The organism is Stenotrophomonas sp. SMYL86, from assembly GCF_036320025.1.
In the GTDB taxonomy this organism is placed as follows: domain Bacteria; phylum Pseudomonadota; class Gammaproteobacteria; order Xanthomonadales; family Xanthomonadaceae; genus Stenotrophomonas; species Stenotrophomonas maltophilia_A.
Genome location: NZ_JAWIRU010000002.1, coordinates 185,217 through 201,155 on the forward strand (window position 1 = coordinate 185,217; position 15,939 = coordinate 201,155).

At 66.4% G+C, this 15,939-nt stretch carries 20 protein-coding genes; 7 read left to right on the forward strand and 13 right to left on the reverse strand.

Annotated elements, in window-relative coordinates:
* The first annotated feature begins 116 nt into the window (after window positions 1–116).
* Window positions 117–890, forward strand: coding sequence for an NAD kinase (locus tag V3B64_RS03415; protein ID WP_006376667.1), 774 nt, complete (start codon window positions 117–119; stop codon window positions 888–890).
* 47 nt (window positions 891–937) lie between these two features.
* Entirely contained in the window at window positions 938–1,882 is a 945-nt protein-coding gene (locus tag V3B64_RS03420; RefSeq protein ID WP_005417414.1) for a 5'-nucleotidase, read from the forward strand.
* A gap of 206 nt (window positions 1,883–2,088) precedes the next feature.
* On the opposite strand, the gene V3B64_RS03425 is transcribed toward V3B64_RS03420, so the two are convergent.
* From V3B64_RS03425 to asnS, 12 genes are all read right to left on the reverse strand, one after another.
* The gene (locus tag V3B64_RS03425; protein ID WP_071227460.1) at window positions 2,089–2,640 is read right to left on the reverse strand and encodes a DUF2939 domain-containing protein; all 552 of its coding nucleotides are present in this window, start codon (window positions 2,638–2,640) and stop codon (window positions 2,089–2,091) included.
* A gap of 42 nt (window positions 2,641–2,682) precedes the next feature.
* Complete coding sequence (locus V3B64_RS03430; protein WP_329893695.1) at window positions 2,683–3,663, reverse strand: aldo/keto reductase; 981 nt, start codon at window positions 3,661–3,663, stop codon at window positions 2,683–2,685.
* The gene (locus V3B64_RS03435) at window positions 3,663–4,349 is read right to left on the reverse strand and encodes a DUF2461 domain-containing protein (protein ID WP_032127674.1); all 687 of its coding nucleotides are present in this window, start codon (window positions 4,347–4,349) and stop codon (window positions 3,663–3,665) included. The genes V3B64_RS03430 and V3B64_RS03435 overlap by 1 nt, the downstream gene beginning before the upstream one ends.
* The gene (gene sbcB, locus V3B64_RS03440; protein WP_329913620.1) at window positions 4,346–5,785 is read right to left on the reverse strand and encodes an exodeoxyribonuclease I; all 1,440 of its coding nucleotides are present in this window, start codon (window positions 5,783–5,785) and stop codon (window positions 4,346–4,348) included. Before sbcB ends, V3B64_RS03435 begins: the two co-directional genes overlap by 4 nt.
* Window positions 5,785–7,152 carry an NAD(P)/FAD-dependent oxidoreductase gene (locus V3B64_RS03445; protein ID WP_329913621.1) on the reverse strand — a complete coding sequence of 456 codons (1,368 nt, stop codon included), beginning with the start codon at window positions 7,150–7,152 and terminating at the stop codon, window positions 5,785–5,787. The genes sbcB and V3B64_RS03445 overlap by 1 nt, the downstream gene beginning before the upstream one ends.
* Before the next feature lie 31 nt (window positions 7,153–7,183).
* Entirely contained in the window at window positions 7,184–8,458 is a 1,275-nt protein-coding gene (gene kynU, locus V3B64_RS03450) for a kynureninase (protein ID WP_032127677.1), read from the reverse strand.
* Window positions 8,459–8,620: 162 nt separating this feature from the next.
* Window positions 8,621–9,142, reverse strand: coding sequence for a 3-hydroxyanthranilate 3,4-dioxygenase (locus tag V3B64_RS03455; RefSeq protein ID WP_049422134.1), 522 nt, complete (start codon window positions 9,140–9,142; stop codon window positions 8,621–8,623).
* A 19-nt stretch (window positions 9,143–9,161) separates the two neighbouring features.
* A complete protein-coding gene (gene can / locus V3B64_RS03460) occupies window positions 9,162–9,824 on the reverse strand; it encodes a carbonate dehydratase (protein ID WP_014037740.1) in 663 nt (220 codons plus the stop codon).
* Window positions 9,825–9,896: 72 nt separating this feature from the next.
* Window positions 9,897–10,535, reverse strand: a complete 639-nt coding sequence (locus tag V3B64_RS03465; protein ID WP_121505186.1) for an FMN-binding negative transcriptional regulator — start codon at window positions 10,533–10,535, stop codon at window positions 9,897–9,899.
* A gap of 6 nt (window positions 10,536–10,541) precedes the next feature.
* Window positions 10,542–10,856, reverse strand: coding sequence for a hypothetical protein (locus V3B64_RS03470; protein WP_006453002.1), 315 nt, complete (start codon window positions 10,854–10,856; stop codon window positions 10,542–10,544).
* A gap of 7 nt (window positions 10,857–10,863) precedes the next feature.
* A complete protein-coding gene (locus tag V3B64_RS03475; protein WP_005417403.1) occupies window positions 10,864–11,163 on the reverse strand; it encodes a hypothetical protein in 300 nt (99 codons plus the stop codon).
* Between the two features lie 30 nt (window positions 11,164–11,193).
* Window positions 11,194–12,588, reverse strand: a complete 1,395-nt coding sequence (gene asnS / locus V3B64_RS03480; RefSeq protein ID WP_110712809.1) for an asparagine--tRNA ligase — start codon at window positions 12,586–12,588, stop codon at window positions 11,194–11,196.
* A 128-nt stretch (window positions 12,589–12,716) separates the two neighbouring features.
* On the opposite strand from asnS, the gene V3B64_RS03485 reads away from it, so the two are divergent.
* The 5 genes from V3B64_RS03485 (at window position 12,717) to rplI (ending at window position 15,072) form a co-directional block, all read left to right on the forward strand.
* Window positions 12,717–13,055 carry an iron-sulfur cluster assembly accessory protein gene (locus V3B64_RS03485; RefSeq protein ID WP_006376495.1) on the forward strand — a complete coding sequence of 113 codons (339 nt, stop codon included), beginning with the start codon at window positions 12,717–12,719 and terminating at the stop codon, window positions 13,053–13,055.
* A gap of 79 nt (window positions 13,056–13,134) precedes the next feature.
* Window positions 13,135–13,677: a CbrC family protein gene (locus tag V3B64_RS03490; protein ID WP_329913622.1), complete on the forward strand. Its 543-nt coding sequence runs from the start codon at window positions 13,135–13,137 to the stop codon at window positions 13,675–13,677.
* A 160-nt stretch (window positions 13,678–13,837) separates the two neighbouring features.
* Window positions 13,838–14,275, forward strand: a complete 438-nt coding sequence (rpsF, locus tag V3B64_RS03495) for a 30S ribosomal protein S6 (protein WP_006452997.1) — start codon at window positions 13,838–13,840, stop codon at window positions 14,273–14,275.
* Between the two features lie 11 nt (window positions 14,276–14,286).
* Window positions 14,287–14,517: a 30S ribosomal protein S18 gene (gene rpsR / locus V3B64_RS03500; protein ID WP_002804494.1), complete on the forward strand. Its 231-nt coding sequence runs from the start codon at window positions 14,287–14,289 to the stop codon at window positions 14,515–14,517.
* Between the two features lie 105 nt (window positions 14,518–14,622).
* A complete protein-coding gene (gene rplI, locus V3B64_RS03505; RefSeq protein WP_014037734.1) occupies window positions 14,623–15,072 on the forward strand; it encodes a 50S ribosomal protein L9 in 450 nt (149 codons plus the stop codon).
* A gap of 110 nt (window positions 15,073–15,182) precedes the next feature.
* Here the strand turns inward: rplI and V3B64_RS03510 are convergent, their stop codons facing one another.
* A complete protein-coding gene (locus V3B64_RS03510) occupies window positions 15,183–15,791 on the reverse strand; it encodes a DUF1963 domain-containing protein (RefSeq protein ID WP_329893692.1) in 609 nt (202 codons plus the stop codon).
* Window positions 15,792–15,939: the final 148 nt, after the last annotated feature.

Sequence of the window (15,939 nt, forward strand, 5' to 3'; positions counted from 1 at the left end):
GCCGGGGCCGGCGGCCCCCCCCCCCCCCCCGGCCCCCCCCCCCCCCCGGGGGGCGCCCCCCCCCCCCCCCCCACTACCGGGTATGCTCTTGCTGGCACACCCACCCGGATCCACCGATGAGCGACACCCCCCGCATCGCTTTCCTGGCCAGCACCACCGAGCCCGCGCAGATGGCCCGCGCCGCGATGGTCTCGCGCTATGGCGATCACGCGCCGGAGCAGGCGGACGTGCTGTGCCCGCTGGGCGGCGACGGTTTCATGCTGCAGACCCTGCATCGGCACGGGCACCTGGGCAAGCCGGTGTTCGGCATGAAGCTGGGCACCGTCGGCTTCCTGATGAACCAGTATCGTGGCGACGATGACGTGCAGGCCCGCATCGCCCGTGCCGAACCGGCCAACCTGCGCCCGCTGGAAATGGTGGCGCTGACCGAGTCGGGCACCAGTACCGGTTCGCTGGCCTACAACGATGTGTCGCTGCTGCGCCAGACCCGGCAGGCGGCGCATATCGGCATCGACCTCAACGGCCAGGAACGTGTGGCCGAACTGATCGGAGACGGCGTGCTGGTGGCCACCCCGGCAGGCAGTACCGCCTACAACTATTCCGCGCACGGACCGGTGCTGCCGCTGGGCTCGCATACCATCGCGCTGACGCCGCTGGCCCCTTACCGGCCGCGACGCTGGCGCGGGGCGATCCTCAAGGCCGACACCGAGGTGCGTTTCCGCGTGCTTGATCCGTACAAGCGCCCGGTCAGCGTTACAGCGGATTCGCACGAGACCCGCGACGTGGTCGAGGTGACCATCCGCGAGTCGAAGGACCGCCGCGTGACCCTGCTGTTCGACCCGGAGCACAACCTGGAAGACCGGATCCTGAGCGAACAGTTCGTTTTTTGACGACAATGGGCGGCCGGCCCCGCCGACCGCTTGAAGGACCCCCACCGATGGGCGACAACTCCCCCCGTTTGCTGACCGTCGCGGTGACCTCGCGCGCCCTGTTCGACCTCGAGGAAAGCCATGCGCTGTTCGAGAGCGATGGCGTGGCGGCCTATGCCGAATTCCAGCGCCAGCACGAGGACGATATCCTCGGGCCCGGCGTGGCCTTCCCGGTGGTGCGCAAGTTGCTGGCGCTGAATCAGGGCGCCAGCCCGGAGAACCCGCGGGTCGAGGTGATCCTGCTGTCGCGCAATTCGGCCGATACCGGCCTGCGCATCTTCAATTCGATCCAGCACTACGGCCTGGGCATCATCCGCGCGACGTTCACCGCCGGCGAGCCGACTTGGCCGTACGTGAAGCCGTTCGGCACCGACTTGTTCCTGTCGGCCAACCCGGAATCGGTGCGCAGCGCGCTGCGTCATGGCATCGCGGCGGCGACCATCCTGCCCAAGCCGCCTGGCGAAACCGCCGCCGCGGCGGCCGACCAGATCGATACCGGTCGCCCGGCCGGTCAGCTGCGCATCGCCTTCGACGGTGACGCGGTGATCTTCGGCGACGAGAGTGAGCGCATTTCGCGCGAGCAGGGCGTGGAAGCCTTTGGCCGCCACGAACGCGAGCGCGCCCGAGAGCCGCTCAGCGGCGGGCCGTTCCGTGGCTTCCTGTCGGCGCTGCACACGCTGCAGGAAGTGTTCCCGGCCGGAGACAGTGCACCGATCCGCACCGCACTGGTGACCGCGCGTTCGGCACCTGCGCACGAACGGGTGATCCGCACCCTGCGTGAGTGGGGTGTGCGCCTGGACGAAGCGCTGTTCCTCGGTGGCCGCCACAAGGGCCCGTTCCTGCAGGCGTTCGGCGCCGACATCTTCTTCGATGATTCGCAGCACAACATCGACAGCGCCCGAGAGCATGTAGCCGCCGGCCACGTACCGCACGGCGTTGCCAACGAAGGATAGGGTCTGGTAGTTGCCAACCTTGGTTGGCGCTGTCCTGGATGCATGCCCACCAAGGTGGGCATCTACCAGAGCGCTGTACCCCGGTAGTCGCCAACCTTGGTTGGCGCCGTATTGGATCCATGCCCACCAAGGTGGGCATCTACCAGAGCGCCATGCCCCGGTAGTCGCCAACCTTGGTTGGCATTGCCGTCAGGCCACGGGTCCGGTCACGGGCTGCCCGACATCCCCAGCTGCAGGTCCACCACCTTCCAGCGCAGGCCCTGCGGTTCCAGCACCACCTTCATCGGCGGCTGGCCGGGGCCGCGATCGACATCGATCACGAAGCGGTCCAGCGCTTCGAAATGATGTTCGGCATGCTTCAGCGGCCGTGCGGGTTCGGTCGCGCCGAAGGCATCGCCGCCCTGCAGTTCATTGCGGCCGCGCTTCCACAGCACGTGACCCTGCAGCATCGCGCCGATCCCGGTCGGGGTCACCATGGTGTCCACCGCGGCACCACCAAGCTGGTCGCCCAGCCCGTACAGCAGGGCACCGAACGGGCTGGCCGCCACATCCGGGCCGGCCTGGCGCACCAGATAGTCATTGAGCTGCGCGCGCAGGCTGCTGCGCACGCGCGGGAAATCGACGTAACGCTCCAGGCGCGCGGTGTCGCGTTGCTCAATGGCCTTGGACAGGCCATTGACGGTCATGTACGGGCCGCCGAACCACCAGGCGGCCAAGGCCAGGACCAGCAGCCCAACGAGTGCGGTGAGTTTCTTCATGCCGCCCAGACTGCCGCAACCGCAGCAGCATGGGGTGAAGACTCAATGACTGGGAGATCCGCGGCCATCACCGAAGGCGTCCACCAGCTGCTGGCGTTCGGCTGCGGTCAGTGCCTCAAGCCGCGTCGCCAGTACTTCGTCCAGGCTGCCGGTGCGGGTGGTGCCCAGGATGCCACTGGCCACGCCGGGATGGCCCAGGGCGTAGGCAAACGCGGTCTGGGCCGGGCGCTGGCTGCGGATGGCGGCGAGTGCCTTCCGCATGTTGCGTGCGCTGCGCATCAGTTGACGGCTGCTCGGTTTGAGCCAGGCCCTGGCCAGGTACCAGGCATCCGCCGGTCGTGGCAGGCGCGGGCGTGGTGGCAGCAGATGGCCCTGCGCCAGCACGGTGCCGGCCAGTACGCCGATGCCCACCGCGTGCAACTGGTCGATGAGGGGTTCACGGTCCTGCTGCAGGGCGTTGTAATCGAGCAGCACCACGTCGAACAGCGTGGGATGGTCGATCATCCAGCGCAGGGTCGATGCCGTGTGCGTATTGATGCCGGTGTGCCGGATCAGCCCGCGTTCGCGCAGGCGTTGCAGCGCGGCCAGCAGGTCATCGTTGATGTCGTGCTGGCTGGCACCGTGCAGCTGGTAGATATCCAGGTAATCCAGGCCGAGGTTGCGCAGCGAGGCCTCGCAGCTGGCAGTGATGGCTGCCGGCGAGAAATTGCGTTGCTCGGCGCCGCTGACGCCGGCCTGGCCGGTCAGTGTGCCGCCCTTGCTGGAAATCACCAGCGACTCGCGCGGGTATCGCTTCAGCAACGGGCGCAGGATGCGGCCCAGCCGCGGCTCGGCGTGGAAACCGGAATAGTTGTGTCCGGTGTCCAACAGGTTCACGCCCTGTGCCAGTGCCTGCTCGACCACGTGCGCGGCCGACTGTTCCGGGAAGCGGCGATGCCCCCAGAAGCCGGAGCAGCCCAGGCCCACCGGCGAAACCGCCAGGCCGGTGCGGCCCAGCGTGCGGCGTTGCTGTGCCAACGGCATCAGAATTCCAGGTCCAGCGCCGCGCACAGGTAGTCGACGAACGGGCCGAGCGCGGCCAGGTCCTTGCCCAGCGTGGACAGCAGGCGCGGGCCGGTCATGGTGGCGTCGTCCAGCGAGCGCCACATCACCCAGTTGCGGTGCTTGAGGTCGTCGATGAATTCGAAGTCGGCCGGGAAGCCGCGCGGCGGCCGCACCAGCTTTTCGCTCTCCTCGAAGTCGAAGCGTTTGCGCAGGGCCGGTGCATGCGCGGCGGCCTTCCAGCTGCCGGGGTTGTCGAGGATGAAATGGCGCACGCGGCGCTGGGTCTCCGGTTCCGGATGCCACAGGCCGGCACCGACGAAGCTCTCGCCCGGCTGCAGGTGCACGTAGAACGAAGGCGCGGCCACCTCGCGGCGGCGTTCGTGGAACAGGCGTGCACCCTGCCAGGTCTTGTACGGGGATTTGTCGTTGGAGAAGCGCGCGTCGCGATGGATGCGGAACAGCGAGCCGCCGACGCCGCGGGTATCGGCGCGGAAGTGGTCGCTGACCTCGGCCAGCGCCGGCTGCAGGTCACCCAGCAGGCGCAGGAATGGCTGCCGCACGTGGTCTTCATACTGCTGGCGGTGGTCGTTGAACCACGCCTTGTCGTTATGCCGCGCCAGGCTGCGCAGGAACTTGAAGCTGGCGTCCGAGAAATAGGTACTCACAAGGTCTCCTGCAGGTGCTGGCCCCAGTCGCGCAGCGATTGCAGCAGGGCCTGGCGCCGTGCATCGTCGGGCGCTTCAGCGGCCAGTGCATCGAGCTGCTGCTGGTACTGGGGCAGGTTGAGTTCGCCCAGCCCGCCGTCTCCGAGCAGGCGCTGGCGGCGGTAATCCTGCCAGCGCTGGCGTTCAGCCGGCGCGAGGCTGTCGGGATGATTGCGCGCGCGGTAGCGGAACAGCAGCTCCGGCAGGCGCGGGTCGCGGAAGCGGCCTTCCAGCGCGGTCAGCTGCTCCGGCGCGGTGGTGCGTGCCAGCGCAAGCAGCGGCTTGTCGCCATTGCCGAGGAAGCCGTCGTAGAGCGAGGCATCGACATCGGCCACGGTGGCGGCGCGGGGCTGGTTGTAGACCTGCCGGGCCTTCTCGGCCAGCTGCGGGGCGAACGCGCGCAGGCGTTCCACCTTGGCCTCGATCGCGGCCACGTCCAGGCCGAGGCGCGCGTGGTCATCGGCGCGCAGGTGGTTCCAGGCGATCAGCGCGGGCACCTTGTTCAGGTGCACTTCCTTCAGCGGCACCCGCGCCACGCCTTCGGGCAGTTCACTGGCGCGCATGTACAGGCGCTGCGCGATCACCTCGGCCGGCAGTTCCAGCAGGTCGTTGATCTCGCCATCCAGGTCGAACACGATCACCCGGTTGTTGATGGTCGGGTGCGCGGCCAGCGGCAGCACCGGGGCCGCGCACAGGCGACTGGCCGGGTAGCGCATGGAAATGTGCAGTACCGGCTTCATCGCGGCCACGTCCAGCAGGCTGCCGACGAAGCGCTTGTCACGCAGCTTCAGTGCGTAGTCCCACAGGCGTGGCTGCGACTGCTTGAACAGCCGCGCCATGCCGATGGTGGCGCGCACGTCGGACAGCGCTTCGTGCGCATCGCCTTCGCGCACGTTGTTGGCTTCGGCCAGGTGTTCGAGCTTGAACGAGGTGGCGCCATCCTCGCGCAACGGCCACTGGATGCCATCCGGGCGCATCGCGCGCATCAGCCGCAGCATGTCCAGCAGGTCCCAGCGCGAATTGCCGTTGCGCCACTCGCGTTCGTATGGATCGTGGAAGTTGCGGAACAGCCCGTAGCGTACGAACTCATCGTCGAAGCGCAGCGTGTTGTAGCCCAGCGCACAGGTGCCGGGGCGCGACAGCTGCTCGTTGATGCGATCGAAGGCCTCGGCCTCGCTGATGCCCTCGGCCAGTGCCTGCTGCGGGGTGATGCCGGTGACCAGGGTGGCCATCGGCGAGGGCAGCAGGTCATCGGCCGGGCGCACGAAGAAGCTGACCGGGGTGTCGATCTCGTTGAGGTCGGTGTCGGTACGGATCGCGGCGTACTGCGAGATGCGCGTGCGCCGCGGGTCCTGCCCGAAGGTTTCCAGGTCGTAGAACAGGAAGCTGTCAGCCATCAGTGTGCGCCCTCCAGGACCGGCAGCTGGGCGTGGATCTGTGCTTCCAGTGCGGCCCAGTCGATGTTGTCCAGTGAATCGTGACCTGCGGTGGCCGCCACCAGCATCTCGCGCTGGAGATCAGTGCGGCGCAGCGCTTCGGCGTACGGCGTGTGCAGGAAGGTGACCATCGTGTAGTGCGGTACGAAACGGGTCGGCCAGCGCCGCTGCAGTTCCTGTTCCAGCTCGCGCTGCAGCAGGAAGGCGGGATCGGCCACGCGGTCGCGCATCTCCAGGTAGTTCTCCAGCGCCATCTGCTGGATTGCGCGCGCATTTGGCTTGCGCTCGGCTTCGAACGCGGCGAACGCGCCTTCCAGATCATCGGCCTCCATCAGGTGACGGGCCAGCGCAACGCAGTCCTCGAACGCGCAGTTCATACCCTGGCCATGGAACGGCACCATCGCATGCGCGGCGTCGCCGATCAGCACGGCGCGGCCCTGCTGGTACCAGCGTTCCAGAGTGAGCGTGCCAAGCAGGCCCGGAGGATGCTGCTCCCAGTCCGCGCGCAGGTTCGGGATCAACGGCAGGGTGTCGGCGAACTCGCGCGCGAACAGCGCCTCGGCCTGTGCGCCGGTGTTGACCGTGGCGAAGCTGGGGTCGCCCTGGTTGGGCAGGAACAGCGTGACGGTGAAGGTGCCTTCATGGTTGGGCAGGGCGATGCACATGTAGTGGCCGCGCGGCCAGATGTGCAGTGCATTGCGCTCGATGCGGAAGCTGCCATCGGCAGCCGGCGGGATCTCCAGCTCCTTGTAGGAGTGGTCGAGGAAGGCGATGTCCTCACCCAGCGGCGCGCGCCGGTTCATCGCCGCACGCAGTGCCGAACCGGCACCGTCGGCACCGATCAGGGTGTCGAAACGGATGTCGTGCGGGCTGTCGTCACGGTCATCGATGAAGCGTGCGTAACCCGCATCGAAATCGACGGTGTGCAGGCGGCGATGGAAGTGCACGGTGGCGCCGGCCTGTTCGGCCAGCTCCAGCAGCGTGGTGTTCAGGTCGCTGCGGTGGATCGACCAGATCACTTCGCTGTCGTCGCGGCCATAGCGCTGCAGCTGCGGTTCGCCCTCGCGCGGGTGCACCATGCGCCCGCGCATCATCACCGCGCGCGCCATCACCTCGTCTTCCACGCCCGCCTGACGCAGTGCGTTGCGCCCACGCTCGGCCAACGCCAGGTTGATCGAGCGGCCGCTCTCGTAGTCGGCCACGCGTGGATCGCCGCGGCGTTCGTACAAGGTGATGCGCCAGCCTTGGCGTGACAGCAGGATGGCCAGCAGGGACCCGGCAAGGCCGGCACCGATAATGCTCAACGAGCGGGAAGCGTGTGCGATCAACGAACTGTCCAGCAGTAGGGGAGGGGCCGGCTTAGAGGCCGGCCCAGGCTTCCACTTCCTCGACGAAGTGGTGCACGTCCAGGTAGCGGTTGTAGAGCGGGGTGGGCGAGATGCGGATCACGTCGGGCTCGCGCCAGTCGCCGAGCACACCGATGCCGCGCAGATGCTCGAACAGCGCACGGCCGCGCTCGCGGCCACCGATCACGCGCAATGACAGCTGGCAGCCACGGCGCTGCGGCTCGGCCGGGGTGATGATGTCCAGCACGCCGGACAGGCGCGCACGGACCAGTGCTTCGAGCATGCCGGTCAGTGCCAGCGACTTGCTGCGCAGCGCCTCCATGCCGGCGCGCTCGAACAGGTCCAGCGAGGCGCGCAGCGGCGCCAGGCCGAGGATTGGCGGATTGCTCAGCTGCCAGCCTTCGGCACCGATGGCCGGGGTGAACTGCGGCGCCATCTGGAAGCGGGTGGATTCCTCATGGCCCCACCAGCCGGCAAAGCGCGGCAGGCTGGTGTCGCGGTGATGGCGCTCGTGGACGAAGGCGCCGGCAACCGCGCCCGGGCCGCTGTTGAGGTACTTGTAGTGGCACCACACGGCGAAATCAGGGGCCACGTCATGCAGGCGCAGCGGCAGGTTGCCGACCGAGTGTGCCAGGTCGAAGCCGATACGCGCGCCCTGCAGACGTGCGGCGCGGGTGATCGCATCGAGGTCGAAGGCCTGGCCGGTGCGGTACTGCACGCCGGGCCACAGCACCAGCGCCAAGCGTGAACCGTGCTCGGCGATGGCATGCTCGATCGCGGTCAGTGAAATCGTGCCGTTGGCCTCGTCCGGCTGCACTTCCACCAGGCACTCGGCCGGGTCGAAACCATGGAAGCGGATCTGTGCTTCCACCGCGTGGCGATCGGTCGGGAATGCGCCGGCTTCCATCAGGATCACCGGGCGCTCGGCCGTGGGCCGGTAGAAGCTGACCATCATCAGGTGCAGGTTCACGCTCAGCGTGTTCATTGCAACCACCTCGCTGGGCAGCGCACCGACCACGCGGGCCAGCTGCGCGCTCACCAGGCGGTGGTAGGACAGCCACTGCGTCGGGCCGGTGAAGTGGCCTTCCACCGCCAGCTCGCCCCACTGCTTCATCACTTCCTGCACGGCCGCCTGCGCGCCACGCGGCTGCAGGCCCAGCGAGTTGCCGACGAAGTAGGTCTGCTCGCCGCCGCCATGGCGCGGAATCAGGAATTCATTGCGCAGCGGGCGCAGCGGATCGGCGGCGTCCAGGGCAATGGCGTGGGTGCGGCTGAGCAGGTCGGACATGGTCGGGCAACAGGCTGCAACGGGACCGCCAGTGTAGCGCCTGGGGCATGGCCCGGTAGCGGCCAACCCAACGCCGGTGCCGCATGGCCCGGTTGTCGCCAACCTTGGTTGGCGCACGTACAAGCAAGCGCCCACCAAGGTGGGCAACTACCGTTCGATGGCTCAGCCCGCCGCTGGCGCCGGCAGCGGGTCCACGTGCCCGCACTCGCTGCAGGTACGCAGTTCCAGGCTGGCGTGATAGCGCGCAAACACCTTGGGCAGGTCGGTTTCGATGTTCTGCAGCGGGAAATACTCTTCGTGCAGCTTGTGGTTGCAGCGCTCGCAGTGCCAGATCACGCCGTCCATCTCGTGCGGCAGGCGCTTGCGCTCGACCACCAGACCGATACCACCGGGCGGGCGCCGCGGCGAGTGCGGAACCTTTGCCGGCAGCAGGAAGATCTCGCCGGCGCGGATCGGAATGTCGCGCACCGCGCCGTCTTCCTGCACCTTCAGCACCATCTCGCCTTCGAGCTGGTAGAACCACTCCGGGCCTTCGTCGTAGTGGAAGTCGGTACGCGAGTTCGGCCCGCCCACCACCATCACGATGAAGTCGCCGTTGTCGATCATCTTGTTGCCCACCGGCGGCTTCAGCAGGTGGCGGTTTTCTTCGATCCAGGCGTGCAGGTTGATCGGCGAAGCGAGCATGGTGGTCATCCGTAAGGGATCAGTCGCGCTTGCCCTTGCGCGGGACGTAGGACAGGGCCTTTTCATAGGCGGGCTGCAGCTCTTCCTGCGAACCGACGTCGATGCCCATCTCGCGCACGCGTCCGTCCTTCAGGCTGTAGACCCAGCCGTGCACCATCAGCTTCTGGCCGCGGGCCCAGGCGTCCTGCACGATGGTCGAGCGGCACAGGTTGGCCACCTGCTCGATCACGTTCAGTTCGCACAGGCGCGCGTGCTTGAGCTCATCGGTCTCGATCGCATCGAGGATGCCGGTGTGCTTCTGCATCACGTCGCCAACGTGGCGCAGCCAGTTGTCGGCCAGGCCGACACGGGTGTTGTGCAGGCAGGCATGCACGCCGCCGCAGCCGTAGTGGCCGACGATCAGGATGTGCTTCACCTTCAGCTGGTCCACCGCGTACTGCACCACGCTCAGGCAGTTCAGGTCGGTGTGGGCGACCACGTTGGCGACGTTGCGGTGCACGAACACTTCACCCGGGGCCATGCCGATGATCTGGTTGGCCGGCACGCGCGAATCGGAACAGCCGATCCACAGGTATTCGGGGTGCTGCTGCTTGGCGAGCTGGTGGAAGAACTCGGGGTCTTCCTTCTCGATGCGGTCGGCCCAGTCGCGGTTGTTCTGCAGCAGTTTGTGGATGTCTTTCATGTATGGGTCCCTGGCGTCGGGTGGGGGCGCGCCGCTGCCGTCCGGCTGCGTCGTCGCGGGAATCTGGGGCGTTCAGTCGCTGCGGGCGGCCTGTTCGCGGTGCCAGCGCATCCACTGCGCCAACTCGGTGGAAGCGGGGGTGCCCAGCTGTTCCAGTTCGGTGATCACCGCGAGCTGGTTCGCATCGGGATGGTTCTGGCTCAGCTTGAGCTTCAGCTGCACCTGTTCGACCTGGAAACGGAAGCCGACGATGGCGCGCAGCTCCGGGCCATGTTCGGCACGCGTGGCATCGAACTGCCAGGCCTGGCCGACACTCGCTTCGAAGCGGTCGCTGATCGCGCCGACCAGTTCGGCCAGCGCCTCGGTATCGTCGAAGGTCTGCAGCTGGCCACGCAGCTCGGCGGCGGCGTAGTTCCAGGTGGGTACCCGCGCAGCGGGTTCCTTGTCCGGATACCAGCTGGCCGAGACGTAGCCATGCGGACCATCGATCAGTACCTTGGCCGCGCCGCGGTGGCGCGACTGCGGGTTGGCGCGCGCCCAGTGGCCGCGCAGTTCGATCTGGTCGCCGTCACGCCGGTACAGCACCGGCATCCGGGTCAGCTCCGGCAGGCCATCGCTGCCGGGCGTAAGCACGGTAACGAACGGGTCGCGCGCCAGCAGGCGGTCCAGCCAGAGCAGGTCGGTCTCGGCGAAGGCGCGCGGGGTGAACATGCAGGGTCAGGCGCGCCCGCCCAGCGACTGGATCATGCGGCCGCGCAGGCCCTCATCGCTGTCGGCCTGCGGCGGCTGCACTTCGTGCAGGCTGAAGCCGCGCACCAGCGCGTCTTCCTCGTCCAGGCCGTCGTACTCGACGAATTCGGCGTCGAACAGCTGCGAACGCGCGGTGTCTTCGCTGTCATAGCTCAGCGTGTTGCCATCGCTGTCGAGCACTTCGGCGGTGCCGGCCGGGCGCACGCGCAGGCGCGCCCAGATCAGGGTGTTGCCGAGGCTGGCCAGCCACCAGCTGTCGCGCGAGGCGGTGATGTCATTCATGGATGTGTTACCAGAGCGAGGCCAGCCAGAGCAGGGCGGCCATGCCCAGTCCGGCCAGCAGGGTCAGCAGCGATACCCAGGCCGGCGTCGCCAGCCCGGACAGCGAGCGGTCCGGCTGCTGGCGATAGTCACGGCGCAGCAGCCAGGCCAGGGCATCGGGCTTGAGGAAGGCACCGCTGCCGAAGCGCTCGGCGAGCGCCGGATGGCGATCGCGTACGTGCACCAGGGTCAGCGGCCAGAAGATCACGAAGGCACTGAACCCGGCCACTGCAACGCCGACGAAACAGAGGGCGAAGAACAGGGTCATGGGAGCGGTACCTCCGTGGTCGTGTGGGGCTTAGAAGTCCGCGCTGCCCGGGGCGCGCGGGTAGGGGATCGCATCGCGGATGTTGGACAGCCCGCAGACGTACACCACCAGGCGTTCGAAGCCCAGGCCGAAGCCGGCGTGCGGCACCGAACCATAGCGGCGGAAGTCGCGATACCAGCTGTAGTGCTCACGATCCAGGCCGAACTGGGCCATGCGCGCGTCCAGCACGTCCAGGCGCTCTTCGCGCTGGCTGCCGCCGATGATCTCGCCGATGCCCGGGGCCAGCACGTCCATCGCGGCAACGGTCTTGCCGTCGTCGTTCAGGCGCATGTAGAAGGCCTTGATGTGCTCCGGATAGTTGGTCACCACCACCGGGCGGCCGACGTGTTCTTCGGTCAGCCAGCGCTCGTGCTCGGTCTGCAGGTCCAGGCCCCATTCGACCGGGAAGTCGAACTTCTTGCCGGACTTCTGCAGCAGGCTGACCGCATCGGTGTAGTCGATGCGCTCGAACGGCGCATTGATGAAGTCTTCCAGCTTGGTGATCGCGTTCTTGTCCACGCGCTCGGCGATGAAGGCCAGGTCGTCGCCACGCTCGTTCAGCACCGCACGGAACAGGTACTTCAGGAACTCTTCGGCCAGGCGCGCGTCTTCGGCCAGGTCGGCGAAGGCGATTTCCGGCTCGATCATCCAGAACTCCGCCAGGTGGCGGGTGGTGTGGCTGTTCTCGGCGCGGAAGGTCGGGCCGAAGGTGTAGACCTTGCTCAGCGCCAGGCAGTAGGCCTCGACGTTCAGCTGGCCGGACACGGTTAGGAAGGTTTCCTTGCCGAAGAAGTCGCGGCTGAAATCGATCGCGCCCTTCTCGTCACGCGGCAGGTTCACCATGTCCAGGGTGGACACGCGGAACATCTGGCCGGCGCCTTCGGCGTCGGAGGTGGTGATGATCGGGGTGCTGATCCAGTTGAAGCCGTTCTCGTGGAAGAAACGGTGCACGGCCTGGGCCAGGCAGTTGCGGATGCGGGTGACCGCGCCGAACAGGTTGGTGCGCGGGCGCAGGTGCGCCACTTCGCGCAGGAACTCCGGCGACATCGGCTTGGGCTGGATCGGGTAGGTGAGCGGGTCTTCGACCCAGCCGACCACGTCCAGCGTGCTGGCCTGGATCTCGAATGACTGGCCCTTGCCCTGCGACTTCACCAGGGTGCCGGTGGCGATGACCGAGCAGCCGCTGGTCAGGCGCTTGATCTCATCGAAGTTGGCCAGGCTGTCGCCGGCCACGACCTGGATCGGCGCGAAGCAGGAGCCGTCGCTCACATTCACGAAGGCCAGATTCGCTGAACCGCGCACCGTGCGCACCCATCCGCGTACCGTGACTTCGCCGCCTTCCGGGATCTTCCCGGCAAGCGCATGTTCAACGCTGACCACCGTCATGACTTGAATCCTCTGCTGATCGACTCGATCTGTGAACACGGGAGTTTACCGGTTGCAGCGTTCTGCTTGCGAGGCATTTTTCGTGGCAACGGCTCCTTATAATGTCCCCGTACCTATGGAGTAGCCCCATGGCCGTCAGCCTGACCCCCATTGCCTTCGAGCGCGTGCAGCGCTTTGTCGCCCAGACCCCCGGCGCGCTGGGCCTGCGTTTCGGCGTGACCAAGACCGGTTGCTCGGGCTGGGGTCACATCACCGACCTGGCCCGCGACGAGCGCGAGGGCGATACCGTTTTCGATCAGGACGGCGTGAAGATCTATGTCGATGCCAAGAGCCTGGCGCTGGTGGACGGCACCGTGATCGACTTCGGCAAGCACGGCCTGAGCGAAACGTTCACGTTCAGCAACCCGAACGCCACCGCCGAGTGTGGCTGCGGTGAAAGCTTCACCACCGACGCCGACAAGGCCTGAGGGCTGGTTCTGGCGTCCGCCGGGCATGGCCGGGCGCTGGTAGATGCCGACCTTGGTCGGCAGGGAAGGGATCCCACGGATGGAACGACCGGCTTTTATCTATCACCCCAACGCCTACGCCCTCTCCTTCGAAGAAGTCGACGGGGTCTGCGACTGCTGCGGACAGCCGCGGACGCTTCGTTACCGGGGGCCGTTCTACACGCGCCTGCGTCCGGAGTATCTGTGCCCCTGGTGTATCGCCGATGGCAGGGCGGCGGCCAGTTACGAAGGCGAATTCACCGGCTGGAGCGACATCGAGGGGGTATCCCCGGATCCGGCCGATCCGCCGCCGACCATCGCCCGCGAGCTGCTGCTGGAGATCTGCGAGCGCACCCCGGGCTACTCGTCCTGGCAGCAGTCGGTCTGGCTCAGCCATTGTGAGCGGCCCTGCGCCTTCCTCGGTTACGCCGGTAGCGAGGACCTCCAGCCCATCCTCGACGAGGTCCGGCCCGACGTGGTCGAGGTCAACCCGCGCGACGCCGACTGGGTGCTGGAACACCTGAGCCGGGACGGGGAGATGATTGGCTGCCTGTTCCAGTGCCTGGAATGCGGCCAGCACCGCCTTCATGTGGATCTGGGGTAGCCCGGTTCAGGTTGCCCTGTGGCCCGCCGGTTGCCCGGCCACCCCATCTGCGCCATAATGCGCGGCTTCCTGCCTTCTTGGCGGGAATCCTTGCCCCACCGCGGTCTCAACGGCGGGGGGCTGTCCGGCCGCGAGGCCACATCCGAAAGGTAGAAAAAACATGAGTCGTCATTACGAAATCGTGTTCATGGTCCACCCGGACCAGAGCGAGCAGGTCCCGGCCATGATCGAGCGCTACAAGTCGCTGGTCGAGAACGGCAACGGCACCATCCACCGTCTGGAAGACTGGGGCCGCCGCCAGCTGGCGTACCCGATCCAGAACCTGGTGAAGGCCCACTACGTGCTGATGAACATCGAAGCCGACCAGGCCGTTCTGAACGAACTGACCGAAAGTTTCCGCTTCAACGACGCCGTGCTGCGCAACCTGGTCATCAAGCGTGACGAGGCTGACACCGAGCAGTCGCTGATCATGAAGAGCAAGGACGAGAAGGGTGACAAGCCGGAGCGCGGTGAGCGCCGTCGTCGTGACGACGAAGAAGGCGAGTCCACCACCACCGCTGACAACGAAGCCGGCGACGACGCCGCTTCCGCCGCCTAAGGAGCCTTCCCATGTCCAAGTTCTTCCGTCGCCGCAAGTTCTGCAAGTTCACGGCTGAAGGTGTGAAGGAGATCGACTACAAGGATCTCAACACCCTGCGCCAGTACCTGACCGAGAACGGCAAGATCGTGCCGAGCCGCGTCACCGGTACCAAGTCGAAGTACCAGCGTCAGCTGGCGACCGCCGTCAAGCGCGCTCGCTTCCTGGCCCTGATCCCGTACACCGACAACCACGACGTCTGATGCCCGGCGGGGCGGCCCGGTGCCGCCCCTGCTGTGCCAGCTATTCGGACAGCCTTTGTTGCGGGGCATCGCCTCGCTAACGAATAACTTATCTGGAGCAATACCATGCAGCTGATCCTCCTGCAGAAAGTCACCAACCTCGGCAACCTGGGCGACCTGGTCGACGTGAAGCCGGGCTACGGCCGTAACTTCCTCGTGCCGCAGGGCAAGGCCGTTCCGGCCACCGAGAGCAACAAGGCCGAGTTCGAAGCCAAGCGCGCCGAATACGAAGCCAAGGCCCAGGCCATCCACGCCGACGCTGACGCCCGCAAGGCCAAGCTGGAAGGCGCGAGCGTGACCATCCCGGCCAACGCTTCGACCGAAGGCAAGCTGTACGGCTCGGTCGGCGCCCGCGAAATCGCCGATGCCTTCACCGCTGCCGGCCTGCCGGTCAGCAAGAGCGAAGTCATCCTGGGCGAAGGCGCCTTCCGCAACATCGGCGAATACGACGTGCTGGTCCACCTGCACGCCGACGTCGAGACCACCGTCAAGGTCGTCGTCGTCGCCGAAGCCTGATCCCACGCCGCAAGGCCTGGAATCACCGCAGAACGGGCGCCCGCAAGGGTGCCCGTTTTGTTTTGGGCGAATGTTGGACATATAGAGTCGAGGCGTGCTCGACTGATTGCTCAGGTCGTCTGGATGACGAATCGACCGCAGTCCATCGAAGGTGAGGGAATGTTGCGATCAAGCAACAGATACCCCATTCCGCCGACCAGAATTCCTCGGTGCGTGGGTGCTGCCCGGTTCAATCGGGAGCCGTTGATCTGGAGGATGAATTCCCGGCCATCGGTGCAATCGTCCTGAAGCCAGACGGGAATTCCGCCAATCTTGGCGATTCCGTTCGCGGCGTCATCCGGGATGGAGGCCGTGGCAGTGGTGATCAGGCGCGGATCAAAAGGGGGCGCTGCGCTGTCTGGACCGGATTCGTGGGGTGCGTAAGCGATGACACGTCCGCCAGTCAGTAGAGCGATTTCGATGTAGGCATCGTCAAGAACGTCATAAGGCGTGAAGATCGACACGCAGAGATCAGCTCTGATTTCGATCTTCTGGGCATGCGTTTGAACGAAGGGTGCAGGCAGGCTCGCAAGATGAAGCATCGGCTTCGCCTTTGCGTCGCAAGGCCAGGGAGTATCGGGAGGCAGGTATGGATTGCCTCCAAGAAAGGCGCGATCCCGGGCTTGGCCAAGGTGCTCAAACTTCAGCTCCTGGTAGGAAGGCTGGCTGGGGCTGTTCATCGGTCCATGCTGCAGCCTGGAGACGTGGCTGGCTAGGTTGACTCAAAAAATATATTTTAAAATCAATAATTTGGTTAATTATGGAGGGGGCTGCCCGATCCCAAAGCGACATTCAAGCGTGAAACGGAGTACGTGTATGGGCATTCTC